The following is a 23,461-nucleotide window of genomic DNA, read 5'->3' as shown; positions in this document are numbered from 1 at the left end:
GTCGCGTCGGTCGTTCGCGTCCTCATTCCCGGCGATCACGCTTTTCGATCGTCGGGAATCAGGGCGCGAACGACCGACTTCCAGGCGACCGAGCCGCCGTCTGCGGAGCAGCGGCAATGTTTCAGCAGTTCGGCCGGCAGCGGCGCTGGGAGATGCCGTCCAGCAGCACGCCGCGGATGTCCTCCGGCTCCATCGCCTGGTAGGCCTTGCCGCCCGTGGCCTCGGCGATCTGCCGCAACGCGTTCATGTCCGCGTCCGCGCCCAGCCCCACCATGATCATCGGCACCGGCCGCGACGGGTCGGCCTCCTGCTTCAGCGTGGCCAGCAGGCCGGGCAGGTCGATGCTGGAGATGTCGTCGTTGCTGCCGTCCGTGATCAGCGTGACCGAGTTGATCTTGGACGGGTCGTAGGTCTGCTGCACGTGCCGGAACGCGGCCAGCGCCGTCTCGTGCAACGCCGTGCCGCCGCCGACCAGGGCGGGCAGGTTGCCCGCGCCCTTCTGCAGCTGCACCCGCCGCGGCGCGCCGCCGATCGGCTCGCCGAGCGGACCGACCGGCACCAGCTCGATCCAGTCGTTCGGCGGCTTCTTGTTCGTCGAGAACGCCCACAGGCCGATCTCCGAGGTGTCGGGCAGCATGCCCAACGCGGTCAGCGCCGCCTCCCGGGCCGCCTCGACGCGGGTCTGGCCGTTGCTCATCTTCTCGGCCATCGAGCCGGACACGTCCAGCACCGCGAGCAGCCGGGTGTCCAGGCTGACCGCGCCCCACGTGCGCAGCAGCTCGGAGACCTGGTCGGGGTCCGGCGTCTTCAGCACGGCCACGTCGTCGCCGCGCACGCCGTGCTCCTCGTTCGTCCAGCCGCCCGGGGCCTTGCCGTCGGGCGTGCGGAAGCCCGCCTCGGCGAACCGCTGCGCGGTCCGGCCCGTGCGCAACGCCTGCTCGAAGCCCTCCGCGGCCTGCGCGGTGCCCGCCTGCTCGCTCAACCGGCTCACCCGCACCAGGGGGTAGTCGAACGAGACCGTGCCCTCCTTGGGGTAGGAGGCGACGACCCGGCGCGACCCGGCCGTGCGGTTGGCGGACAGCACGGACTGCTCCGAAGCGGTGAACACGGGCGCGTTGTCCGCGCCCTGCACGACCTTGCCGAACGCGTCGCGCACGGACGGCAGGGCGTTGCGGCCGACCCTCAGCAGTGCGCCGATCAGCTCCGGCTTCGGCGTGCCGTCCGGGTTGCCGAGCTGCGCCCGGATGACCGCGAGCGTGGCCAGGCCCTCGGTGGACGTGGTCGGGTCGCTCAGCGTCACCGGCACCCTGGGGTCGACGACCTTCGCCCACGTCACGGGCGTGATCGGCCAGCCGAGCGCGGTCATGGCCTGCTCCGAGCCCGCGATCACCAGCGGCGAGCTCGCCAGCGGGTCGTGGATGTCCAGCCGCGGCGCCTCCGCGCCCTCGTCACCGGCCTGCCGCTGGGTCTCGGCCGCCCACATGGACGAGTCCGGCACCCACAGCGCGGGCGGGTTGATCTGGGCGGTCGGCAGCTCGTTGGCCACGTCGGCGGCGCCGCGCGCCTCGACCTGCACCTGCACGCACTTGCCGTCCACGATCGGCTGGGTCGCCTGGTAGTCGTCGGCCGCGCCGCGCACGACCTCCTCGATCGCCGGGGTCACCGCGATCTTGAGCGGTAGGGTGCCCTTGCACTCGGGTCCGCTGGTGGCTCGCAGCGCCACCACGGTGACGCCCGCGGCGGCGATGACGCCGAGCAGCGCGCCGACGGGCAGGACGACGCGGCGGAGCCGGCCGGGGCGGTCCGGGTTGCGAGCTGACATGCTTCGTACCTTCGGTCGGTGTTCACCCTTTCGGGTGGGCGAGGAACACTCGGTTGGTTGCCGAGGATGACACGGCTCACTCACATGACAAACTCTCGTGTTCTACGTCACTCGAGTGGTCCTCGCGTTGTCGCTACCTGCTAGTGCGGGATGACCCCTCGTGAGTGGTTACGGGATCGAGCCCTCGCCGGTTCACGATCGAGTCAGTCGACCGGCTGAACCTGGTTGACCTGGGATCCGTGTCCGCGGTCACCACGGGAACACCGGACGCCCCTCGCCCGTTGGTCCGGCAAGACGCGACAGGGCCCGCACGCGGAGCGCTTCGCCCGAGCCATGGGCGGTAGTCTGGTCGGACGGGTGTGCCCGTCTACGCCCGTCGACAAGTCAGGGAGGGTCGAGGCCGCCCGCCGGCCGTAAGTGCATGGACCGCAAGCGCCTGCTTCGCAACCCGCTGCTGTGGATCGTGGCGGTGTTGTTGCTCTTTTACGCCTTCAACGTGCTCTTCGACGACAACCGGGGCTACACCCCGATCAAGACGTCCCAGGCACTGCAACAGATCCGGGACGGCCAGGTCAAGGAAGCCACGATCGAGGACAAGGAGCAGCTCCTCAAGCTCACCCTCAACGACGGGGTGACCGTCGAGGGCAGCAACCGCGTGCGCGCCCAGTTCCCGGCGAGCTCGACGGACGAGGTCTTCACCATCCTCGACCAGGCGGGCAACAAGCCCGTCGTGGAGACCAAGGTCACGCAGGACTCGTTCCTGATGCAGATGCTGCTGTACATGATCCCGCTGGGTCTGCTGCTGCTCCTGCTGATGTGGATGATGAACAACTCCCAGGGCGGCGGCAACCGCGTCCTGAACTTCGGCAAGTCCAAGGCCAAGCAGCTGTCCAAGGACATGCCCAAGACGACGTTCAGCGACGTCGCGGGCGCCGAGGAGGCCGTCGAAGAGCTCTACGAGATCAAGGACTTCCTGCAGAACCCGGGCCGCTACCAGGCCCTGGGCGCGAAGATCCCCAAGGGCGTGCTGCTGTACGGCCCGCCCGGCACCGGCAAGACGCTGCTCGCGCGCGCCGTGGCCGGCGAGGCGGGCGTGCCGTTCTACTCGATCTCCGGCTCGGACTTCGTGGAGATGTTCGTCGGCGTCGGCGCCTCGCGCGTCCGCGACCTGTTCGAGCAGGCGAAGCAGAACGCGCCGTGCATCATCTTCGTCGACGAGATCGACGCGGTCGGCCGCCACCGCGGCGCGGGCCTCGGCGGCGGGCACGACGAGCGCGAGCAGACGCTCAACCAGCTGCTGGTGGAGATGGACGGCTTCGACTCGCGCGGCGGGATCATCCTGATCGCGGCGACGAACCGGCCCGACATCCTCGACCCGGCGCTGCTGCGCCCCGGTCGCTTCGACCGGCAGATCCCGGTGTCCGCGCCGGACCTGAAGGGCCGCAAGCAGATCCTGCGCGTGCACGCCAAGGGCAAGCCGTTGGCCCCCGAGGCCGACCTGGACGGCCTGGCCAAGCGCACCGTCGGCTTCTCCGGCGCCGACCTGGCCAACGTGATCAACGAGGCCGCCCTGCTCACCGCGCGCAAGAACGGCACGGTGATCAGCAGCCTCGAGCTGGAAGAGTCGGTGGACCGCGTGATCGGCGGTCCGGCCCGCAAGAGCCGGATCATCTCCGAGAAGGAGAAGAAGATCACCGCCTACCACGAGGCCGGGCACGCCCTGGCCGCGTGGGCGATGCCGGACATCGACCCGGTCTACAAGGTCACGATCCTGGCCCGCGGCCGGACGGGTGGTCACACCCTCTCCGTGCCCGAGGAGGACAAGGACCTGATGACCAGGTCCGAGATGATCGCCCGGCTGGTGTTCGCGCTGGGTGGCCGCTCCGCCGAGGAGCTGGTCTTCCACGAGCCGACCACGGGCGCGTCCAACGACATCGAGCAGGCGACCAAGATCGCCCGCGCGATGGTCACCGAGTACGGCATGTCCGCCCGGCTCGGCGCGGTCAAGTACGGCCAGGAGCAGGGCGAGCCGTTCCTCGGCCGCACGGCGGGCCGGCAGGCCGACTACTCGCTCGAGGTCGCGCACGAGATCGACGAGGAAGTCCGCGAGCTGATCGAGGCCGCGCACACCGAGGCGTACGAGGTGCTCAACACCTACCGCGACGTGCTCGACGCGCTGACGCTGGAGCTGATCGAGAAGGAGACCCTGCACCAGAAGGAACTGGAGCGGATCTTCGCCGCGGTCGAGAAGCGCCCGCGCATCACGAAGTTCAACGACTTCGGCCACCGCACCCCGTCGGACAAGCCGCCGGTCAAGACCCCGGCGGAACTGGCCAAGGAGCGCGGCGAGCCGTGGCCGCCGGCGATCGAGGACACCCTGGACGCCGAACCGCGCGTGCAGGACCAGGTGCCCACGCCGCCGAACGGCCACAACGGCGTGCTGCCCCAGAGCCCGCAGCCGCAGGCCTACCCGCAGCAGCAGCCGCAGCACCCGTCGTCCGGCCCGCCGAACTACGGCGCGCCTCCCGGGTGGACGCCCGCGACGGCGCCCGGCGGCGCACCGCAGCCACCGCAGTGGCGGCCGGAGCCGACGGACGCGGAAGCGGGGAAGCGGTCCTTCGACACGGACCCGGACAACCGCACGTGACCGAGCACGGCACCGCGATCGACCAGACCGGCCTCTCCGTCAACGGGGGGGCCGGTCTCGCGCGCCCACCCTTCGACCAGAAGCGGGCCGAGGCTGCGGTGCGCGAGCTGCTGCTCGCGTGCGGTGAGGACCCGGAGCGCGAAGGGCTGCGCGACACGCCGGCGCGGGTGGCGCGGGCGTACCGGGAGCTGTTCGCCGGCCTGCACACCGACCCGGACGCCGTGCTGGCCAAGACGTTCGACGAGAGCCACGAGGAGTTGGTGCTGATCACCGACATCCCGATGTTCTCGTTCTGCGAGCACCACCTGCTGCCGTTCCACGGCGTCGCGCACGTCGGGTACATCCCGAACGAGCACGGCCGGGTGACCGGGCTGTCGAAGCTGGCCCGGCTGGTCGACCTGTACGCCAAGCGGCCGCAGGTGCAGGAGCGGCTGACGTCGCAGGTGGCGGACGCGCTGATGCGGCGGCTCGACCCGCGCGGCGTGATCGTGGTGGTCGAGGCCGAGCACCTGTGCATGGCCATGCGCGGCGTGCGCAAGCCGGGCTCGCGGACCACGACGTCGGCGGTGCGCGGGTTGCTGCGCGACTCCGCGTCGACGCGGTCGGAGGCGATCGAGCTGATCAAGGGACGTTTGCGGTGAGCGTGCCCAGGCCGGGGCACTGCGTGGTGATGGGCGTGCTCAACGTCACCCCGGACTCGTTCTCCGACGGCGGCCGGTACCTCGACCTGGACGACGCGGTGGCGCACGGCGTGGCGCTGTTCCGCCGCGGCGCCGACCTGATCGACGTCGGCGGCGAGTCGACGCGCCCCGGCGCGGACCGGGTGTCGCCGGAGGTGGAGGCCGCGCGCGTCGCGCCGGTGATCCGGGCGCTGGTCGCGGAGGGCGTGCCGGTCAGCGTGGACACCACGCGGGCCGAGGTGGCGCGGGCGGCGCTGGACGCGGGCGCGTCGATCGTGAACGACGTGTCCGGCGGGCTGGCCGATCCGGCGATGGCGCCGCTGGTGGCGTCGGCGGGCGTGCCGTACGTGCTGATGCACTGGCGCGGGCACAGCAGGCGGATGGACCGGCTGGCCGTGTACGACGACGTGGTGTGCGAGGTGCGCGACGAGCTGTGCCGCCAGGTGGACGCCGCCCTGGCCGCCGGTGTGGCGTCGGACGACATCATCCTCGACCCCGGGCTGGGTTTCGCGAAGGACGCCACGCACAACTGGCAGCTGCTGCACGGCCTCGGCTCGTTGCTGGAGCTGGGTTTCCCGGTGCTGGTCGGCGCGTCGCGCAAGCGGTTCCTCGGCGCCCTGCTCGGCGACCGGGCGCCGGACGGCCGGGAGGACGCGACGGCGGCGGTGTCGGCGCTGGCCGCGTTCGTCGGCGCGTGGGGCGTGCGGGTGCACGACGTGGACCGGTCGTTGGACGCGGTGGCCGTGGCGCGGGCGTGGAGGCGGGGACGTGCCGACTGACCCGGGTGGCTCGGCGGAGGTGGGCGGGACTTCCGACCGGATCTCGTTGCGCGGCCTGCGGGTGCGCGGGTTCCACGGCGTGTTCGAGCACGAGAAGCGCGACGGGCAGGACTTCCTGGTCGACGTCACGGTGTGGCTCGACCTGTCGCGCGCGGCGGCCACGGACGACCTGCGGGAGACGCTGCACTACGGCGAGCTGGCCGAGCGCGCGGCGGCGATCGTGGCCGGTGGGCCGTACGACCTGATCGAGACGGTGGCGGGCAAGGTGGCCGACGAGGTGATGACCGACCTGCGGGTGCGGGCGACCGAGGTGACCGTGCACAAGCCGTCGGCCCCGATCCCGCTGGCGTTCGAGGACGTCGCCGTGACGATCCGGCGCACGCGTGACTAGGGCGGTGCTGTCGCTCGGCTCGAACCTGGGCGACCGGCTCGGCTACCTGCGGCTCGCGGTGGCCGGGTTCGCCGACGTGCTGGTGGCGGCGTCGCCGGTGTACGAGACCGCGCCGTGGGGCGTGACCGACCAGCCCGACTTCCTCAACGCGGTGCTGATCGTCTCCGGTGACGTGGACGAGTGGGGCTGGCTGCGGCGGGGGCAGGCGGTGGAGCGGGCCGCCGGGAGGGTCAGGGAGCTGCGGTGGGGCCCGCGCACGCTGGACGTGGACGTCGTGACGGTGGACGGCGTGCGGTCGTCGGACCCGGAACTGCTGCTGCCGCACCCCGGCGCGCACGACCGCGCGTCCGTGCTGGCGCCGTGGCTGGACGTGGAGCCGGACGCGGTCGTGCCGGGGCACGGCCCGGCGCGCGACCTGCTCGCCGGTCTCGACCTCGGCGGCGTCACCCGACGGGATGATCTCCACCTGAGGTGATCAGCGCTGCGGTGTCCGCGAAGCGGGGTTAGCGTGGGCGCGGAGGTGGCGCGATGAGCAACGCGGTCACTTACGACGCCGCACGGCGGCGGATCATCAGCCTCGTCACCGGCGGCGATCCCGACGCGCCGGTCGGGGCGTGCCCGGGGTGGACGGTCCGGGACGTGGTCGCGCACCTGGCCGGTGGGCTCGGCGACTTCACCGAGCGGCGGTTCGAGGGCGTCGACGACGGCTCGTGGGGCGAGCGGCAGGTGCACGACCGCCGCGGCCGCACGCTGGGCGAGCTGCTGGTCGAGTGGGAGCGGAACTTCCAGATCGCCGAAGGGCTGTTCGACTCGCCGATGGGCGCCGTGCTGATCGCCGAGATCATCTCCCACGAGCACGACATCCGCACCGCGCTGGGGCAGCCGGGCGAGCGGGACAACGTGGCCGTGCGGGCGGCGTTGACGCGGCCGTTGCAGGACCTGGACAAGCGGCTGCGGGCCAAGCACCTGCCCGCGCTGCGGATCACCTTGGAGCACGGCGACCGGGTCGTCGGCGAGGGTGAGCCGGCGGGCGCGCTGCGGACGTCGTCGTTCGAACTCCTGCGCGTGCTGGGCGGGCGGCGTGACGACGAGCAGGTCCGCGCGCTGGACTGGGACACCGATCCCGGGCCGTGGCTGGCGGAGCTGTCGCTGTTCGGCAGGCGCGACACCGCGTTGGTCGAGTAGTCGGGGACGATGGAGGGGTGAGGTTCACCAAACCCCGTGACCTGCTCGCCGCCGGACTCGTCGCGGGCCTGCTCGCGCACCTGCTGATCAGGCTCGCCTACGACACGCTGCCGCCGCTGCCGACGTTCGCCGGGTTCACCCTGCTGGTGATCGCGGTGGTCAACCTGTGGCTGGCGTTCTCGCTGCGCGCCCGCATCCTGCGCAAGCCGGGCGCGCGGCCCGTGGAGCCGTTGACCGCGGCGCGGGCGGTGGCGTTCGCCAAGGCGTCGTCGCTGCTCGGCGCGATCATGCTGGGCGCGTGGGCGGGTGTGCTGGCGTACGTGCTGCCGGCGCGCGGCGAGTTCGAGGCGGCCGACCACGACGTGCTCAGCGCGAGCGTCGGCGCCGGCTGCGCGGCGCTGCTCATCGCCGCCGCGTTGTGGCTGGAGCGGTGCTGCAAGACGCCCGACGACCCGCATCTCGATCAATAGATACGGACGCCGAGGTCTCAATCGGGTAACTGACCGGTACGGTAGACGCCATGACCGGGCGAGGCGCGTCGGAAGATGACGAGCAGCAAGATCACGGTCGTGGCTCTGGGCGACTACTGCTGGTAGCGGCATTGACGCTCGCACTGGGTGCCGCGGCGGTGTTGGTGCTGAGCGACAACGCCCGCTGGCTGCGGCTGGCCGTGGTCGCCGCGCTGTGGGCGGCGCTGGTCGGCGCGTTCCTCGCGGCCCGCTACCGCAAGCAGGTCTCCGAGCGCGAGGACGAGGTGGCCGACCTCCAGTCGGTCTACGAGCTCGAGCTGGAGCGCGAGATCGCCGCCCGGCGCGAGTACGAGCTGGAGGTCGAGGCCGAGACCCGCAAGCGGGTGCGGGAGGAGGCCAAGGACGACCTCGACGCGCTGCGCGGCGAGCTGCGCGCCCTGCGGGAGAACCTGGAGGCCCTGCTCGGCGGCGAGGTGCTGGTCGAGCGGGTGGCGCTGCGCGCCGAGTCGACCCGGATGCGCGCCCTGTCCGACCAGTCGCGGTTGATGGCGGTGGGTGACCAGCGGATCATCAACGCCGGTCCAGCCGTGCCGGTGACGAAGAAGACCGCGGAGACGCCGCAGGTGGAGCGGGTCGAGCGGACCGAGCTGATCGAGCGGGTCAACGTCGACACCGCGCGCAAGGACCAGGTTCGGCGTCCCGAACCGACCCGCCCCGAGCCCGCGCGGCGCGAGCAGGCGCAGCCGGTGCGCCGTGAGCCCGCCCGCGCGGCGGCCCAGGCCCGCCCGACGCCGCCGGTGGTGGTGCGGCGGGAGGCGGCCAAGCAGGAGCCGACGGAGCGCGTGAGCCGGGACGTGGCGGCGCGGTTGGCCCCGCCGGCGGCCCCGGCCGGTCGGCCCGCCGAGCCGTCGAAGACCGAGCACACCGTGCAGCGGCGCAGCCGGGTGGCCGACCGGACCGAGATGATCAGCCGGGACGCGTTGGCCGAGGAGCCCGTGCGGCGGCCCGAGGGCCCCGGCGCCGCCGTGCGGCGGACGGGTGAGCAGCGGGCCGTGCCGAGGACCGAGTCGACCGGCGAGCAGCGCTCCGTGCCCGCGGAACCCCGCCGACCGTCGACCGCTCGGGTGGAGCTGACCGGCGAGCACCGCCCGGTGGAGGCGCGCAGGCCCGCGGCGCGGGCCGACGTGACCGGTGAGCACCGCCCGGTCGAACCCGGCCGCCGGCCGGGGGCGCGGCCGGACCTGACGGGCGAGCACCGGCCCGTCGGCCGTCCCGAGCAGACCGGTGAGCAGCGGACCGTCGCCGGTGGTGAGGCCGGTCGTCGGATCGGCACGACCGGTGAGCAGCGGGCGGTGGGCCGTCCCGACCCGGTGCGCCGACCCGTGACGCGGGCCGAGCTGACCGGTGAGCACGTCCCGGTGGCGGCGCAGGTGGAGGACGACGCGCGTCGGTCGCGCCGTGCGGCCGAGCTGACCGGCGGGCACCGCCCGGTGGCCTCGCCGGAGTCGATCGGCGGTCGTTCGGCGGATTCCGCGTCGGCCTCCGTGACGCCCGAGGGCCGTCGCCGGGCCGCCGAGCCCGCGGCCGAGCCGGGTGGCAGGCGGCGGGCCGAGGAGCGCTGGGACTCGTGGGAGGACACCCCGAAGCCGGCCGGCAGGCGCAGCGCGCCGGAACCCGCCGAGCCCGCCGGGGCGCACGCGGACGGCAAGTCGGTCAGCGAGCTGCTCGCCGCGTTCGGCGGCGGCGACTCGCCGCGCCGCCGTCGTCGCCGCGAGGACTAGCTACTTGTCGATGTCGCCGACGACCACGGCGAACGACCCGAGCACCGCGGGCAGGTCGGCCACCTTCGTGCCGGGCAGCAGCGCGGACAGGGCCTGCACGTTGTTGAACGACGGCGTGCGCAGCTTCAGCCGCCACGGCGTCTTCTCGCCCCGGGACGCGAGGTGCACCCCGGACGTGCCCAACGGCGCCTCGACCCACGTGTAGACCGAGCCCTCGGGCGCCTTGACCGCCTTGGGCAGGCGCAGGTTCACCGGGCCGGTCGGCAGGTGGTCCAGGCACTGGTTCGCCAGCGCGACGGACTGGCGGACCTCGTCCACCAGGCCGCGGACGCGGGCCAGCGCGTCGCCCTCGGTGCGGACCACCGGGCGCACGTCCAGGTTGCGGTAGCCGGGCAGCGGGTCGTCGCGGCGCAGGTCGAAGTCCACACCGGACGCCCGGCCGATCGGACCGGTGACGCCGTACGCGAGCGCGGCGTCGCGGTCGAGCACACCGAGGCCCGCCAAGCCCTCCGGCGCCTCACCGGGGTCCACAGTGGACAGCACCTCGCGCACGCGGCCGGTCCAGCCGGCGGGCACGTCCTCGCGCAGGCCGCCGATCCGGTTGGCCATGAAGTGGATCCGGCCGCCGGAGGCCTCCTCCAGCACGGCCTGCACGGCGTCGCGGTCGCGGGCGCCGGTGAGCGGCGCGAGGAACACCAGGTGCGCCATGATCCGGTTGAGCTCGCACAGCAGGACCCGCAGCGCCTGGGCGCGCGGTGGGACGTCCATGCCGGTCATGCGTTCGACGGCCAGCGCGACGGCCAGCTCGTTGCAGAAGGCGGCGAGCCAGTCGTGCCGGTTGGCGAGGGTGAGCACCTGCCGGTAGTCGCGGACCTCGAACAGCTTCTCCGCGCCCCGGTGCAGGTGGCCGACCAGGGGCGCGGCGGCGGTGATGACCTCGTCGTCGCGGACCGCCAGGCGCAACCGGTACGCGCCGTGCGCCGACGGGTGCAGGGGGCCGAGGTCGACCACCCGGTCCACGCCGAGGTGGCGTGCACCGGCGCCCACGCCAACGGTGATCTCCACCCGGTCATCGTCGCACGGCCGGACCGCTGTCCGGGTGCCACGGGCTAGCTAGTCGCGGGTGATCGCGAACAGGAAGCACCCGTGCGACGTGCTGCGGACCTGGATCGCGGCCACGTCCGGGTCGTCGAGCAGCGCGGCGACGCGGTCGGCGAGGTGCTCCGGGTCGGCGATCTCGCCACCGTGGATGCGGCCTTCGGCGGTGTAGGCGCGCAGGGTCCGCGGCGCGTGGCGGAACGCTTCGGGGAACGCCGCCGTGGTCGCCGGCCCGTCGCACGGCTCGGCGTGCGCGAACACCGGGCCGAGTTCCTCGTACGGCCCGGCGCCCCAGGCGGGGGTGTGGCGGAAGAGGACCACCGGCTCGCCCGGCCCGGCCTTGCGCAGGCAGCAGCGCAGCGGCGCGCCGGGCGACTCGGCGTGCCACTCATGGTGCGCGTCGGAGCCCGCGAGCGCGCGGGCTCGGTCCAGCACGTCGTCCGACAGGGCGTGGATTCTCATGCGCTCGACCTTCGCCCGGCCCGGTCGCCGCCGCCGGCGGTCTTCGGCCGTCGCGTCCGGCGGTCACCAGACCGGGCGGATGCCTTCCGCGTCGGCGGCGGCGAGGTAGGTCTGCAGGGCTTCGCGCACGACGGCCAGCCGTTCCGCGCCCACGACGGAGGCGAACTCGTCCTCCAGCTCCGACCAGAGCGCGTCGGCGAACCGGAGGTAGGCCTGGCCCTTGCCGGTGAGGGTCAGCGCCTGGGCGCGGCGGTCGGTCGGGTGGGGCGTCCGCCGGACGTAGCCCCAGTCGACCAGCTCGGCCACGGTCTTGGTCGCGGCCTGCTTGGAGACGCCCAGGTGGGCGGCCAGGTCGACGGCGGTGGCGGAGGGTTGGGCGGCGAGGTAGCGGAAGACGTAGCCGTGCGCCGGGCGCAGTGGTTCGAGGTCGCGATCGGCCAGCCGTTCGTGGAAGCGGTCGGTCATCGCGCGGAACGTTCTGGCGAACAGCATCGACACGGGTTCCACGGTCGCCTAGTCTGCAACTAGACAACTTGGTTGACCAGTTTGGAGAGCGATGTTCGAGCGCCACGGCTTCCTGTTCCACCCCCACGCGTCCCCGTCCCACGGCGGCAGCACGCAGATCGCCCTGTGGACCGTCGAGGTGCCCGCGGACGCGAAGAGCGAACGGCACCAGGTCGACAAGGAGGAGGTGTTCCACGTGCTGGAGGGCCACGTGACCGTCAACGACGTCGAGGCGGGCCCCGGCGACACGGTCGTGGTGCCGCCGCACGTGGAGTTCCAGCTGGTCGGCGGGCCGGCCAAGGTCCTGGTCGCCACGTCGGTCGGGATCACCGGCCTGGTCGGGGACCAGCGCATCACCCCGCCCTGGGCGTCGTAGGGCTCAGGGTCGCCACGGGGGCAGGGGCGGGAGCAGGGACGACACCGGCACGTCGACGCCGTGCAGGAGCCAGCCGAACGAGCCCAACCCGCCCTCGGCCCGCAGCTCGGCGATCCGCGACGCCCGCGCGGCCGCGCCCAGCCAGTCGGGCTCACCGGGCGGCACCGTGCCGACCAGGCCCAACGCGGCCAGCGCGTCCCGCTGTGAGACCAGCACCCACTCACCGCCGGCCGCCTCGGCGCACGCGTCCAGCGCCACGTGCGCCGTCAGGTCGCACGTGCCGTCGAACACCGGCTCCACCCGGCGCCCACCCCGGTACGCGGCGAACGTGCCCGCCGCGTACCGGCCCGCCGCCCGGTCGGCCCGCACGTGCCCGTAGTCCACCGCCAACGCCGCGCCGTGCGCCACCCGCGACACCGCGTCCGCCCACGCCACGTCCCGCGGCTGCCCGATCTCGGCCCGCTCCCCCTCGCCCACCGGCCACCACCGCCGCAGCCAGGGGTGCGACGACGGGCCCGTGACCAGCGGACAGGGCACCGCGTCCAGCCACTCGTGTCCCACCAGCAACCCGCACACCGAGTCCGGCAGCGCCGACGTCCACCGCACCCCCGGCACCGACCGCGCGGGCCCCACGTCCACCGCCGTCACCACCAGCCGTGCCGCCAGCGCACCCGACGCCGTGGACCGCACCGCGCCGGCCAGCTCACCGCCGCCGGCGCCCACGTCCACGAAATCCAGCCGCGGTGGCCTGCCGAGCGCGAAGTCCACCCGATCGAGCAGTTCGAGCAGCGCTTCGGCCAGCTCAGGACCCACCAGCGGCGCGGTGCGGAAGTGGTCCGCCGGGACCTCGCCACGCGTGAAGAACCCGGTCGGCCCGTACAGCGCCGCCCGCCACAGGGCTTCCGACTCCACCACCGGTCAAGTGTCCCTTTAAGGTTTCCCACCGTGACCACTCCCGCCCGCAAGCGCGTCGACCAGCAGCGCTGGACCGTCCTGCTCCCGGTCCTGGGCCTGATCGCGTTGGGCGTGTGCGGCCTGGTCCTGCTCGGCCTCGGCACGTCGCAGACCGGCCTGCTGCCGATCATGGTCGGCGCGGTGGCCGCGCTGCTGCCCGTCCTCGCGGTGATCGGCGCCTACCTGTGGGTCGACCGCTGGGAGCCGGAGCCCGCGAAGATCCTGCTGCTGGCGTTCCTCTGGGGCGCGTGCGGCGCGACGATCACCTCCCTGGTGTTCAACCAGAGCGCGCACGTGCTGGGCCAGCTCATCAACGGCGGCGACGGCAGCACGTTCGCCGCCGTGGTCGGCGCGCCGATCACCGAGGAGGCCGCGAAGGCCGCGTTCATCGTGGTGCTGTTCCTGCGCCGCCGCCAGGAGTTCGACGGCGTGGTGGACGGCGTGGTGTACGCGGGCGTGACGGCCGCGGGCTTCGCGTTCACCGAGAACATCTGGTACTTCGCCCGGGTCTTCTCCGACAGCGGGTTCGGCGACCTGAGCAGCGGCGTGATCGCGCTGTTCATCCTGCGCGGGGTGCTCTCTCCGTTCGCGCACCCGCTGTTCACGTCGATGACCGGCATCGGGATCGGCATCGCGGCCATGACCACGAGCCGGAACGTGCGGATCGCCGCGCCGGTCCTGGGCTACCTCGGCGCGGCCGGCCTGCACTCGCTGTGGAACTTCTCCACCACCGTCGGCACCGGCTCGACGTTCATCAACCTGTACTTCCTGATCATGGTGCCGATCTTCGCCGGCATGGTGCTGATGGTCGTCTGGCAGCGCCGCCGCGAGCAGCGGATCGTCGCGGGCCAGCTGCCCGCCATGGCCGCCAACAAGTGGATCGCCTCCAGCGAGGTCACCCTGCTGGCGAGCCTGCAGGGCCGCAGCCGGTGGCGGCGCACGGTGCGGCGGCGCGTCGGCGACCAGGCGGCCAAGGCCGTCGCGGGCTACCAGGTCGCCGCCACCGAACTGGCGTTCCTGCGCCACCGCATGGCCAACGGCACCGCGGGCCACGACGCGGAGGAACGTCACGAGAAGCTGCTCGCCGCCCTCGTCGCCGCACGTCAGGCCGCGGTGGACGCGCCGGGCGCGCTGAAGGCCGCGGGTGGCGTTCGTCGCAGTTGACGGCCCGCCGCACGACACCGGATTACGCTCGCGGCCGTCGTCCGGTACCCGAGCATCGGGACTGGAACGCCGCGGTGAAGGAGTACGTCGCATGGACGCGACCCCCCGCCCCGCGCGGTTGGCCGTGGGAGTGATCTCGGCCGGCCGGGTGGGTTCGGTGCTGGGCGCCGCGCTGTCCCGGGCGGGACACGTCGTGAGCGCCGTCTCCGCCGTTTCCCGCGACTCGCTGCGCCGCGCCGAAGAGCTGCTGCCCGACGCGCCCGTGCTGTCACCGCCCGAGGTGGCCGCCACCGCCGACCTGGTGCTGCTCGCCGTGCCCGACGACGAGCTGCCGGGCCTCGTCCGCGGCCTCGTCGCCACCGGTTCGCTGCGCGCCGGGCAGATCGTCGTGCACACCAGCGGCGCGCAGGGCGTGGACGTGCTGCGGCCCGCCGCCGAGCTCGGCGCGCTGTGCGTGGCCCTGCACCCCGTGATGACGTTCACCGGCCGGGCGGAGGACGTGCAGCGGGTGAACGCCTGCTCCGTCGGCGTCACGGCGGCCGACGACGACGAGATCGCGTGGCACGTCGGCGAGGCGCTGGTGGTGGAGATGTCCGCCGAACCGGTGCGCGTGCCCGAGGCCGCCCGCCCGCTCTACCACGCCGCCCTCGCGCACGGCGCCAACCACCTGATCACGCTGGTCGCCGACTGCGCGGACCTGTTGCGCGGCGCGGGCATCCAGGACGCCGAGCGGATGCTGGGCCCGCTGCTGTCCGCCGCCCTGGACAACGCCCTGCGGCACGGCGACCGCGCCCTCACCGGCCCCGTGGCGCGCGGCGACGCGGGCACCGTGGCCAAGCACCTGGCGGTGCTCTCGGACACCGAGGCGCTGCCCGCGTACCGAATCCTCGCGCTCCGCACCGCGGCCCGCGCCCAGGCCGCCGGGCTGCTCAAGCCCGAACTCGCGTCCGACGTCCGCACCACTCTTGAGGGACAAGCATGACCAAGCCGCTCACCAAGGACGACTACACGCCGAACGACGTGACGGTGCACCGCGACCCGGAACGGCTGCGCCGCGTCACGAGGGCGTTGAAGGCGGCCGGCCGCAACATCGCCCTGGTGCCGACCATGGGCGCGCTGCACGCGGGTCACCGCAAGCTGATCCGCGAAGCGCAGGTCATGCAGAACACCGTGGTCGTCGTCTCCCTCTTCGTGAACCCGACCCAGTTCGGCCCGAACGAGGACTTCGACCGCTACCCGCGCAGCTTCGACTCCGATGTGGACATCTGCCGCGAGGAGCGCGTCGGGCTGGTGTTCGCGCCGTCCGTGGAGGACATGTACCCGCCGGGTGGCACGGTCACGGTGAACCCCGGCCCGCTCGGCGACGAGCTGGAGGGCAGGACCCGCCCCGGCCACTTCGCCGGCGTGCTGTCCGTGGTCGCCAAGCTGTTCAACATCGTGCAGCCGACCTACGCGGTGTTCGGCGAGAAGGACTACCAGCAGCTCACGCTGATCCACCGGATGGCGCGCGACCTGAACTTCCCGCTGGACGTGGTCGGCGTGCCGACCGTGCGCGAGCCGGACGGCCTGGCGCTGTCCTCGCGCAACCGCTACCTGTCCGACGAGGAGCGCTCCGCCGCGACCGCGTTGTCCGCCGCCCTGGTGGCGGGCGCGTACGTCAGCGGCCAGGGCGCGGACGCCGTGCTCAAGGCCGCGGGCGACACGCTCGCGGCCGCGCCCGGCGTCGACCTCGACTACCTGGAGCTGCGCGCGCCCGACCTGGGCCCGGCGCCGGAGAACGGCGACGCCCGCCTGCTCGTGGCCGCCCGCGTCGGCTCCACCCGACTGATCGACAACGCCGCCGTGCTGCTCGGCACCGGTGACGAGTAAGGGGACCGCCATGTTCCGCACCATGCTCAAGTCGAAGATCCACCGGGCCACCGTCACGCAGGCCGACCTGCACTACGTCGGCTCGGTCACGGTGGACGAGGACCTGATGGAGGCCGCCGACCTGCTGGCCGGCGAGCAGGTCGCGATCGTGGACGTCACCAACGGCGCGCGCCTGGAGACCTACGTCATCCCGGGCGAGCGCGGCACCGGCGTGATCGGCATCAACGGCGCGGCGGCGCACCTGGTCAAGCCGGGCGACCTGGTGATCCTGATCGCCTACGGGCAGATGGACGACGCCGAGGCGCGGGTGTACGAACCCAAGGTGGTCTTCGTCGACGCCGACAACAAGGTCGTCGAGCTCGGCGCGGACCCGGCGCACGCGCCGGCGGGCTCGGGCCTGGTGAACGGTTCCGCGACCGCGCTGCCGGAGCCGGTGGCGGCGGAGACCGAGGACGCGGCGGCGCTGGACGCGTTGATCCAGGCCGAGGACTAGGGGGAACCGCTGTGCTGCTCGCCATCGACGTCGGCAACACCAACATCGTGCTGGGCCTGTACGACGGCACGGGTGATTCCGCCGCGCTGATCCGGGACTGGCGGATGCGCACCGACGCGCGGATGACCGCCGACGAGCTGGCGCTGACGATGCGCGGCCTGCTCGGCGAGTACGCGGACAAGATCACCGGCATCTCGGCGCTGTCCACCGTGCCCGCGGTTCTGCGCGAGCTGCGCGTGATGCTGGGCCGGTACTACTCGGGCGTGCCGAAGGTGCTGGTGGAGCCGGGCGTGCGGACCGGCGTGCCGCTGCTGGTGGACAACCCCAAGGAGGTCGGCTCCGACCGGGTGATCAACACGCTGGCCGCGCACCACCTGCACAGCACGGCGTGCGTGGTGGTCGACTTCGGCACGTCCACGAACCTGGACGTGATCTCGGCGAAGGGCGAGTTCCTCGGCGGCGCGCTGGCGCCGGGCATCGAGATCTCCGTCGACGCGCTGGCGGCCCGCGCCGCGCAGCTGCGCAAGGTCGAGCTGGTGCGGCCGCGGTCGGTGATCGGCAAGAACACCGTGGAGTGCCTGCAGTCCGGCATCGTCTACGGGTTCGTCGGCCAGGTGGACGGCCTGGTGCGCCGCATCGTGGACGAGCTCCAGCTCAGCGAGCCCGGCCCGGTCACGGTCATCGCGACCGGCGGCCTCGCGCCCTTGGTGGTGACCGAGTCGGCCACCATCCAGGCGCACGTGCCGGACCTCACGCTGCTGGGCCTGCGCCTGGTGTTCGAGCGCAACCGCGTTTGATCGCCGCTGCTCCGCGGACGGCGGCGAGGTCGCCCGGAAGTCGATCGTCCGCGGGGCGGACGGCGGCGACCTCGGCGGCGTTCAGGCCCTCCGCAGGCGCTTCGCGTAGGTGGTCAGCGGGAAGTCGAACTCGCCCTCGGCGGTCTCCGGGCGGGACTTGAGGAACGCGAGCACCCGCGCGTTCATCGCGGCCCGCTCCTCCTCCGGGATCACCAACGCGTGCGAGTGCGTGTTGAGCGTCGCCACCAGGGACTCGGCGGTGCGCCGGTGCACGTGCGGGAAGACCCGGGTGGCCAGGTCGGTGAACGGCTCGTGCTCCGTCGTCGGGGCGAAGGCCAGCTCGTCCTGCGCGCTGACGGTGGACTGGGTGGCCCGGACGAACTCCGCCATCCACGGCACCGAGTCGTCGTAGTCGTTCCACAGCGCCGCCAGCACACCGCCCGGCCGCAGCACGCGGGCGATCTCCGGCATCGCCCGCGCCTGGTCGAACCAGTGGAACGCCTGGCCGACCACGACCGCGTCCACCGTGCCGTCCGGCAGCGGGATCCGCTCCGCGCTGCCGGGCAACGCGCGCGCCGCGCCGTGGTGCCGCACCAGCTCCGAGAGCATCGCCTCGTCGGGCTCCACCGCCGTCACGTGGTGGCCCTCGGCGAGCAGCCCGCCGGTCAGCTTGCCCGTGCCCGCACCCAGGTCGAGCACCTGGTGCGGCCCCTCACCCAAGGGCTCCAGCGCCCAGCGGACGGCCTCGGCGGGGTAGTCCGGTCGGTGTTCCGCGTACGCCGAGGCGTGCGCTCCGAAGGAGTTCGCCCGCCTGGCCCGCAAGTCATCTCCCGTCACCCGCCAGAGCCTAGTGAGATCCGGTTCGATTTCCCGAGTGGTCTTTCCGTACTCTTCGTCTTGTGAGTGAGCAGCCAGCGACCGGTTCCGCGACCAGCGACGACGATCTCCCCGAGCAGCTGAGGGTGCGCCGGGAGAAGCGGGCGCGACTGCTGGAACGCGGCGTCGACCCGTATCCGGTCGAAGTACCGCGCACGCACACGTTGCGCGAGGTGCGCGAAGCGCATCAGGGACTGGAACCGGACACCGCGACCGGTGATGTGGTCGGTGTGACGGGCCGGGTCATGTTCATCCGCAACACCGGCAAGTTGTGCTTCGCCACGCTGCGCGAGGGCGACGGCACCGAACTGCAGGCGATGCTGAGCCTGAACGGCGTCGGCGAGCAGTCGCTCGGCGAATGGAAGTCCGAGGTCGACTTGGGCGACCACGTATTCGTGCACGGCGAGGTCATCACGTCCCGCCGCGGCGAACTGTCGGTGATGGCGGACCAGTGGTCCCTGGCGGCGAAGGCGTTGCGCCCGTTGCCGGTCGCGCACAAGGAACTCGCCGAGGAAACCCGCATTCGCCAGCGGTACGTGGATCTGATCCTGCGCGAGCAGGCCCGGAACACGGTGCGCAACCGGGCCGCGGTGGTGCGCTCGTTGCGGGAGTCGTTCCACCGGCGCGGTTTCATCGAAGTCGAGACCCCGATGTTGCAGACGTTGCAGGGTGGCGCGAGCGCCCGGCCGTTCGTGACCCGGTCGAACGCGCTCGACATCGACCTGTTCCTGCGGATCGCGCCCGAGCTGTACCTCAAGCGGTGCGTGGTGGGCGGTATCGAGAAGGTCTTCGAGATCAACCGCAACTTCCGCAACGAGGGCATGGACTCGTCGCATTCGCCGGAGTTCTCCATGCTGGAGTACTACGAGGCGTACGCCACCTACGACACGAACGCGGTGCTGACCCGGGAGCTGATCCAGGAAGCCGCGATGGCGATCGCCGGTTCGCACGTGGTGACCCTGGTCGACGGCACCGAGTACGACCTCGGCGGCGAGTGGACCACGTTGAGCATGTACGACTCGTTGTCCGGAGCGGCGGGCGAGGAAGTCACGCCCGAAACCTCTTCGGAGCGGTTGCTGGAGCTGGCCGACAAGCACGGCCTGGACACGGACCCCAAGCTGGGGCACGGCAAGCTGGTCGAGGAGCTGTGGGAGCACCTGGTCGGCGACACCCTGCACGCGCCCACGTTTGTGCGCGATTTCCCGCTGGAGACCTCGCCGCTCACCCGTCAGCACCGCACCCGGCCGGGTGTGGCCGAAAAGTGGGACCTGTACGTGCGCGGTTTCGAGTTGGCCACGGGATACTCGGAACTGGTGGACCCGGTGGTCGAGCGCGAGCGGTTGGAAGCCCAGGCCCGCCTGGGGGCCACCGGTGACGCCGAGGCGATGCCGGTCGACGAAGACTTTCTGCGATCACTGGAGTACGGAATGCCACCGAGCGGCGGTGTGGGAATGGGCATCGACCGGCTGCTGATGGCGCTCACCGGTCTCGGTATCCGGGAGACGATCCTGTTCCCCCTCGTGCGCCCGGAATGAGTAACTTCTCGGACTCCAGGCGGCGCATTCCTCCAGTTGTGCGCTAACCTGCACTCGCCAATGCTTTAGGTCGCGGTCGGGGAACACCGCGCATTCGAGTCCAGGAGGATACGCATGGCGCAGAAGGTCACCGTGACCCTGGTCGATGACCTGGACGGTGGGAAGGCGGAGGAGACGGTCGGCTTCGGATTGGACGGCGTGTCCTACGAGATCGACCTTTCCGCGAGCAATGCGGGCAGGCTCCGCGACGCTCTCGCCGACTTCGTCGCCAGTGCCCGCAAGGCGGGCGGCCGCAAGCGCGGCCCGGGTCGTCCGGCCGGTGTGAAGGCGGCTCGTCCGGCTTCGGCGGATCGCGAGCAGAACCAGGCCATTCGGGAGTGGGCGCGCAAGCAGGGGATGAAGGTCTCCGATCGCGGGCGCATCCCGGCCGAGGTGCTGGAGGCTTACCACCAGCAGGGCTGACGCGAGTTGTGCGGGTGGCGCAGGCCACCGCAATTACGTCAATCGACGAAGGGGCGCCGGATTCCTCCGGCGCCCCTGGTTGTTTTTCGGGACTCGTGAGCGGAGTTGTGAAGATCGATTGTGCGGTTCGGGCCACCGCACTCAGGTGATCACGACTCGACCGTTCGGCGGCACGGAGCGTGCTCGGCGGTGATCGGACCGTGTTCGGTTAGGCTTACCTCACCGAAGGTCGGGTCGCCGGGGGAGGAGCAAGCGCCGTGGCCCTCCACCCCACCCGCCTGGCCCTGCTCGTCGGTCTCCTGGCCCTGGTCGCGCTCGCCAGCGTCGCCATCGGCGCGAAGGACATCCCGATCGCCGACGTCTGGCACGCGTTGACCGCGCCGACGGGGCTGGAGAACGACCTCGTCGTCCGTGAGCTGAGGGTGCCGCGCACGCTGCTCGGCATCGCGGTCGGGGTCGCGCTGGGCGTCGGCGGCGCGCTGATGCAGGGCCACACCCGCAACCCGCTGGCCGACCCGGGCATCCTCGGCGTCACGCAGGGCGCGGCGTTCGCGGTGGTGCTGTCGATCTTCACGCTGGGGGTGACCAGCCTCCACGGGTACGTGTGGTTCGCGTTCGGCGGCGCGCTCGTGGCCAGCGTCGTGGTGTTCCTGCTGGGGTCGGGGCGCAGCGGGCCGACGCCGGTCACGTTGGCGCTGGCGGGCGCGGCGGTGAGCGCGCTCATGCACGGCCTGGTGTCCGCGATCGTGCTGCTGGACCGGCAGAGCCTGGACGCGTTCCGGTTCTGGCAGGTCGGGGGCATCGCCGGGCGCGACCTCGTCGTGCTGGGTCAGGTGCTGCCGTTCCTGGTGCTCGGGCTCGTGCTGGCGGCGGCCAACGCGCCGGGGCTCAACGCGCTGGCGCTGGGTGACGACGTGGCCCGGTCGCTGGGGCAGCGGGTGGCGGCGACCCGGGTCGTCGGCGTGGTCGCGACGACGTTGCTGGTGGGCGGCGCGGTGGCGGTGTGCGGGCCGATCGGGTTCCTCGGGCTCGTCGTGCCGCACGCGGCGCGGGCGCTGACCGGGCCGGACTACCGGTGGCTGCTGCCGTTCTCGGCGGTGATCGGCGCGATCGTGCTGCTGGTCGCGGACGTCGTGGGACGGGTCGTGACGAGGCCGGGCGAGCTGGAGGTCGGCGTGGTGATGGCGCTGGTCGGCGCGCCGTTCTTCATCGCCCTCGTGCGGCGGCGGAAGCTGGTGAAGCTGTGAGCGGTGTGGTGGCCAAGGCGCCCCCGGGTTTCCGGGTCGGACCCGTGTCGGGGCCGCTGCGGTGGCGGCCGCTCGCCGTGGTGGTCGTCGGGCTGGCGCTGGTGGTGCTCGCGGGTGCGGTGAGCGTTGCCCGCGGCGACTTCCCGATCCCGCTGGGGCAGGTGTTCGACGTGCTGCTGGGCGGCGGGCAGCGGGGGCAGCGGTTCATCGTGCTCGACCTGCGGCTGCCGCGGGCGTTGACCGCGGTGTTCGTCGGCGCGGCCCTGGGGGTGGCGGGCGCGGTGTTCCAGTCGATCGCGCGCAACCCGCTGGCGAGCCCGGACATCCTCGGCGTGACGTGGGGCGCGGGGGCCGGTGCGGTCACCGTGATCACGTTCGCCGGGTCGATGGGCGCGGTCGGCGGGACCACGGCGACGGTCGGCGTGCCGCTGGCGGCGCTGGGCGGCGGTCTGCTGGCCGGGCTGCTGGTCTACGGGCTGGCCTGGCGGCGGGGGATCGAGGGGTTCCGGCTGGTGCTGGTCGGCATCGGCGTGTCGGCCGTGACCGGCAACTTCACCCACTACCTGCTGACCGTCGGCGACGTGACCGACGCGGCGCGGGTGATGGTGTGGATCACCGGGAGCCTGAACGGGCGCGGGTGGGAGCACGTCGTGCCGGTCGGGCTGGCGCTGGCGGTGCTGATCCCGGCGGCCCTGGTCGGCTCCCGGCTGCTGGGCGCGCTGCAGTTCGACGACGACACCGTGCGCGGGCTCGGCGTGCGGCTCAACGGCGCGCGCAGCGTGATGCTGCTGATCGCGGTCGTGCTGGCGGCCGTGGCCACGGCGTCGGCCGGTCCGGTGGCGTTCGTGGCGCTGGCGTCGCCGCAGATCGCGCTGCGGGTGGCCGGGACCGCCACGCCGCCGCTGCTGGGGTCGGCCGTGGTCGGCGGGCTGCTGGTGGTGGTGTCGGACCTGGTCGCGCGGCTCGCGTTCGGCGGGTTCGAGCTGCCGGTCGGCGTGGTGACGGCGGTGCTCGGCGCCCCCTATCTGATGTACCTGCTCGTCCGCAGTCGCCGGGAGGCACGGGTATGACCGCTGTTCGGCTGCAGGCGCAGTCGCTGTCCGTGGGGTACGGGGAGCGGCTGGTGGTGTCCGGGCTGGACCTGGACGTGCTGTCCGGTTCGGTGACGGCGGTGATCGGGCCCAACGGGTGCGGCAAGTCGACGTTGCTGCGCGCCCTGGGGCGGCTGCTGCCCGCGCGTTCGGGCGCGGTGGTGCTGGACGGCAAGCGGATCGACCGGACGCCGACCCGCGAGGTGGCGAAGGTGCTGGCGATGCTGCCGCAGTCGCCGCAGGCGCCCGAGGGGCTGACCGTGGCCGAGCTGGTCGCGCGCGGGCGGCACCCGCACCAGGCGTGGTACCGGCAGTGGTCGCCGGAGGACGAGGCGGCGGTGGCCTCGGCCCTGGAGATGACCGCCATGGCCGCGCTGGCCGACCGGACCGTGGACGAGCTGTCCGGCGGGCAGCGGCAGCGGGCGTGGATCTCGATGGCGCTGGCGCAGGGCACGGACCTGCTGCTGCTCGACGAGCCGACGACCTACCTGGACCTGGCGCACCAGATCGACGTGCTGGACCTCGTGCGCCGGCTGCACCGGGACTTCGGCCGGACCGTGGTGATGGTCCTGCACGACCTGAACCTGGCCGCCCGTTACGCGGACCGCCTGGTCGCGATGAAGGACGGCCGGATCGTGGTGGCCGGCACGCCGTCCGACGTGCTGACCGAGCCGAACCTGCTGGACGTCTTCGGCCTGTCCGCCCGCGTCATCCCCGATCCCGTCTCCCACACCCCACTGGTCATCCCCATCGGCCACCACCACTGACCCGCGTGTCC

The 23,461-nt window shown here is 72.8% G+C and carries 25 protein-coding genes; 19 read left to right on the top strand and 6 right to left on the bottom strand.

All coding sequences use genetic code 11. The features are described from left to right. Positions 1–121: 121 nt before the first annotated feature. The gene (locus AB0I91_RS18645; protein ID WP_499615116.1) at positions 122–1,822 is read right to left on the bottom strand and encodes a substrate-binding and VWA domain-containing protein; all 1,701 of its coding nucleotides are present in this window, start codon (positions 1,820–1,822) and stop codon (positions 122–124) included. Positions 1,823–2,243: 421 nt separating this feature from the next. On the opposite strand from AB0I91_RS18645, the gene ftsH reads away from it, so the two are divergent. The 8 genes from ftsH to AB0I91_RS18605 all read left to right on the top strand — a co-directional run bounded on the left by ftsH (position 2,244) and on the right by AB0I91_RS18605 (position 9,755). Continuing rightward, entirely contained in the window at positions 2,244–4,469 is a 2,226-nt protein-coding gene (ftsH, locus tag AB0I91_RS18640; protein ID WP_498779307.1) for an ATP-dependent zinc metalloprotease FtsH, read from the top strand. A 17-nt stretch (positions 4,470–4,486) separates the two neighbouring features. Continuing rightward, positions 4,487–5,110, top strand: coding sequence for a GTP cyclohydrolase I FolE (gene folE / locus AB0I91_RS18635; protein WP_498779367.1), 624 nt, complete (start codon positions 4,487–4,489; stop codon positions 5,108–5,110). 29 nt (positions 5,111–5,139) lie between these two features. Beyond that, complete coding sequence (folP, locus tag AB0I91_RS18630; protein WP_498779368.1) at positions 5,140–5,928, top strand: dihydropteroate synthase; 789 nt, start codon at positions 5,140–5,142, stop codon at positions 5,926–5,928. Then, positions 5,918–6,319 carry a dihydroneopterin aldolase gene (gene folB / locus AB0I91_RS18625; protein ID WP_498779309.1) on the top strand — a complete coding sequence of 134 codons (402 nt, stop codon included), beginning with the start codon at positions 5,918–5,920 and terminating at the stop codon, positions 6,317–6,319. Before folP ends, folB begins: the two co-directional genes overlap by 11 nt. Further along, complete coding sequence (gene folK / locus AB0I91_RS18620) at positions 6,312–6,794, top strand: 2-amino-4-hydroxy-6-hydroxymethyldihydropteridine diphosphokinase (protein ID WP_498779310.1); 483 nt, start codon at positions 6,312–6,314, stop codon at positions 6,792–6,794. The genes folB and folK overlap by 8 nt, the downstream gene beginning before the upstream one ends. A gap of 53 nt (positions 6,795–6,847) precedes the next feature. Continuing rightward, a complete protein-coding gene (locus tag AB0I91_RS18615; RefSeq protein ID WP_498779312.1) occupies positions 6,848–7,504 on the top strand; it encodes a maleylpyruvate isomerase family mycothiol-dependent enzyme in 657 nt (218 codons plus the stop codon). A 17-nt stretch (positions 7,505–7,521) separates the two neighbouring features. Next, the gene (locus AB0I91_RS18610) at positions 7,522–7,974 is read left to right on the top strand and encodes a DUF3180 domain-containing protein (protein ID WP_499637697.1); all 453 of its coding nucleotides are present in this window, start codon (positions 7,522–7,524) and stop codon (positions 7,972–7,974) included. Positions 7,975–8,105: 131 nt separating this feature from the next. Beyond that, positions 8,106–9,755: a DUF6779 domain-containing protein gene (locus tag AB0I91_RS18605; protein ID WP_499637694.1), complete on the top strand. Its 1,650-nt coding sequence runs from the start codon at positions 8,106–8,108 to the stop codon at positions 9,753–9,755. Here AB0I91_RS18605 and AB0I91_RS18600 read toward each other — a convergent pair whose 3' ends face one another. From AB0I91_RS18600 to AB0I91_RS18590, 3 genes are all read right to left on the bottom strand, one after another. Beyond that, a complete protein-coding gene (locus AB0I91_RS18600) occupies positions 9,756–10,820 on the bottom strand; it encodes an NADH-quinone oxidoreductase subunit D (protein WP_498779317.1) in 1,065 nt (354 codons plus the stop codon). 48 nt (positions 10,821–10,868) lie between these two features. Next, positions 10,869–11,315, bottom strand: coding sequence for a DUF1203 domain-containing protein (locus AB0I91_RS18595; protein ID WP_499615121.1), 447 nt, complete (start codon positions 11,313–11,315; stop codon positions 10,869–10,871). A gap of 63 nt (positions 11,316–11,378) precedes the next feature. Further along, complete coding sequence (locus AB0I91_RS18590; protein WP_499637691.1) at positions 11,379–11,822, bottom strand: MarR family winged helix-turn-helix transcriptional regulator; 444 nt, start codon at positions 11,820–11,822, stop codon at positions 11,379–11,381. 49 nt (positions 11,823–11,871) lie between these two features. Here AB0I91_RS18590 and AB0I91_RS18585 point away from each other — a divergent pair, with 49 nt between their 5' ends. Next, on the top strand, positions 11,872–12,195 hold the full coding sequence (locus AB0I91_RS18585) for a cupin domain-containing protein (RefSeq protein ID WP_498779320.1): 324 nt from the start codon (positions 11,872–11,874) through the stop codon (positions 12,193–12,195). Positions 12,196–12,198: 3 nt separating this feature from the next. Here AB0I91_RS18585 and AB0I91_RS18580 read toward each other — a convergent pair whose 3' ends face one another. Continuing rightward, positions 12,199–13,110 carry an SAM-dependent methyltransferase gene (locus AB0I91_RS18580; protein ID WP_499637687.1) on the bottom strand — a complete coding sequence of 304 codons (912 nt, stop codon included), beginning with the start codon at positions 13,108–13,110 and terminating at the stop codon, positions 12,199–12,201. 30 nt (positions 13,111–13,140) lie between these two features. On the opposite strand from AB0I91_RS18580, the gene AB0I91_RS18575 reads away from it, so the two are divergent. From AB0I91_RS18575 to AB0I91_RS18555, 5 genes are all read left to right on the top strand, one after another. Continuing rightward, positions 13,141–14,313, top strand: coding sequence for a PrsW family intramembrane metalloprotease (locus tag AB0I91_RS18575; protein WP_498779323.1), 1,173 nt, complete (start codon positions 13,141–13,143; stop codon positions 14,311–14,313). A 91-nt stretch (positions 14,314–14,404) separates the two neighbouring features. Next, on the top strand, positions 14,405–15,295 hold the full coding sequence (locus AB0I91_RS18570; RefSeq protein WP_498779325.1) for a Rossmann-like and DUF2520 domain-containing protein: 891 nt from the start codon (positions 14,405–14,407) through the stop codon (positions 15,293–15,295). Next, entirely contained in the window at positions 15,292–16,182 is an 891-nt protein-coding gene (gene panC, locus AB0I91_RS18565; RefSeq protein WP_498779326.1) for a pantoate--beta-alanine ligase, read from the top strand. Before AB0I91_RS18570 ends, panC begins: the two co-directional genes overlap by 4 nt. 10 nt (positions 16,183–16,192) lie before the next feature. Further along, complete coding sequence (panD, locus tag AB0I91_RS18560) at positions 16,193–16,675, top strand: aspartate 1-decarboxylase (protein ID WP_498779328.1); 483 nt, start codon at positions 16,193–16,195, stop codon at positions 16,673–16,675. An 11-nt stretch (positions 16,676–16,686) separates the two neighbouring features. Then, on the top strand, positions 16,687–17,472 hold the full coding sequence (locus tag AB0I91_RS18555; protein WP_498779330.1) for a type III pantothenate kinase: 786 nt from the start codon (positions 16,687–16,689) through the stop codon (positions 17,470–17,472). Between the two features lie 81 nt (positions 17,473–17,553). Here the strand turns inward: AB0I91_RS18555 and AB0I91_RS18550 are convergent, their stop codons facing one another. Next, entirely contained in the window at positions 17,554–18,309 is a 756-nt protein-coding gene (locus AB0I91_RS18550; protein WP_499637684.1) for a class I SAM-dependent methyltransferase, read from the bottom strand. Between the two features lie 62 nt (positions 18,310–18,371). Between AB0I91_RS18550 and lysS the strand changes: the two genes are divergently transcribed. The 5 genes from lysS (at position 18,372) to AB0I91_RS18525 (ending at position 23,450) form a co-directional block, all read left to right on the top strand. Next, positions 18,372–19,883 carry a lysine--tRNA ligase gene (gene lysS, locus AB0I91_RS18545; protein ID WP_498779333.1) on the top strand — a complete coding sequence of 504 codons (1,512 nt, stop codon included), beginning with the start codon at positions 18,372–18,374 and terminating at the stop codon, positions 19,881–19,883. A gap of 114 nt (positions 19,884–19,997) precedes the next feature. Beyond that, entirely contained in the window at positions 19,998–20,345 is a 348-nt protein-coding gene (locus AB0I91_RS18540; protein WP_053715841.1) for a histone-like nucleoid-structuring protein Lsr2, read from the top strand. Positions 20,346–20,602: 257 nt separating this feature from the next. After that, positions 20,603–21,592 (top strand): FecCD family ABC transporter permease, encoded by a 990-nt coding sequence (locus AB0I91_RS18535; RefSeq protein ID WP_499637681.1) that lies wholly within the window; start codon positions 20,603–20,605, stop codon positions 21,590–21,592. After that, positions 21,589–22,662, top strand: coding sequence for a FecCD family ABC transporter permease (locus tag AB0I91_RS18530; RefSeq protein WP_499637678.1), 1,074 nt, complete (start codon positions 21,589–21,591; stop codon positions 22,660–22,662). Before AB0I91_RS18535 ends, AB0I91_RS18530 begins: the two co-directional genes overlap by 4 nt. Then, the gene (locus AB0I91_RS18525; RefSeq protein ID WP_498779338.1) at positions 22,659–23,450 is read left to right on the top strand and encodes an ABC transporter ATP-binding protein; all 792 of its coding nucleotides are present in this window, start codon (positions 22,659–22,661) and stop codon (positions 23,448–23,450) included. The genes AB0I91_RS18530 and AB0I91_RS18525 overlap by 4 nt, the downstream gene beginning before the upstream one ends. Positions 23,451–23,461: the final 11 nt, after the last annotated feature.

Source organism: Actinosynnema sp. NPDC049800 (assembly GCF_040656635.1).
In the GTDB taxonomy this organism is placed as follows: domain Bacteria; phylum Actinomycetota; class Actinomycetes; order Mycobacteriales; family Pseudonocardiaceae; genus Actinosynnema.
Note: the sequence above shows the minus strand (reverse complement) of the source record. Positions and strands in the feature narration are given on the sequence as shown.

Bases quoted from the DNA above. Each gene is read 5' to 3' on its own strand.
- folP (WP_498779368.1), top strand. From the start codon at position 5,140: ATGGGCGTGCTCAACGTCACCCCGGACTCGTTCTCCGACGGCGGCCGG.
- AB0I91_RS18645 (WP_499615116.1), bottom strand. From the start codon at position 1,822: ATGTCAGCTCGCAACCCGGACCGCCCCGGCCGGCTCCGCCGCGTCGTC.
- panD (WP_498779328.1), top strand. From the start codon at position 16,193: ATGTTCCGCACCATGCTCAAGTCGAAGATCCACCGGGCCACCGTCACG.
- AB0I91_RS18615 (WP_498779312.1), top strand. From the start codon at position 6,848: ATGAGCAACGCGGTCACTTACGACGCCGCACGGCGGCGGATCATCAGC.
- AB0I91_RS18540 (WP_053715841.1), top strand. From the start codon at position 19,998: ATGGCGCAGAAGGTCACCGTGACCCTGGTCGATGACCTGGACGGTGGG.
- AB0I91_RS18570 (WP_498779325.1), top strand. From the start codon at position 14,405: ATGGACGCGACCCCCCGCCCCGCGCGGTTGGCCGTGGGAGTGATCTCG.
- ftsH (WP_498779307.1), top strand. From the start codon at position 2,244: ATGGACCGCAAGCGCCTGCTTCGCAACCCGCTGCTGTGGATCGTGGCG.
- panC (WP_498779326.1), top strand. From the start codon at position 15,292: ATGACCAAGCCGCTCACCAAGGACGACTACACGCCGAACGACGTGACG.
- AB0I91_RS18525 (WP_498779338.1), top strand. From the start codon at position 22,659: ATGACCGCTGTTCGGCTGCAGGCGCAGTCGCTGTCCGTGGGGTACGGG.
- AB0I91_RS18595 (WP_499615121.1), bottom strand. From the start codon at position 11,315: ATGAGAATCCACGCCCTGTCGGACGACGTGCTGGACCGAGCCCGCGCG.
- AB0I91_RS18585 (WP_498779320.1), top strand. From the start codon at position 11,872: ATGTTCGAGCGCCACGGCTTCCTGTTCCACCCCCACGCGTCCCCGTCC.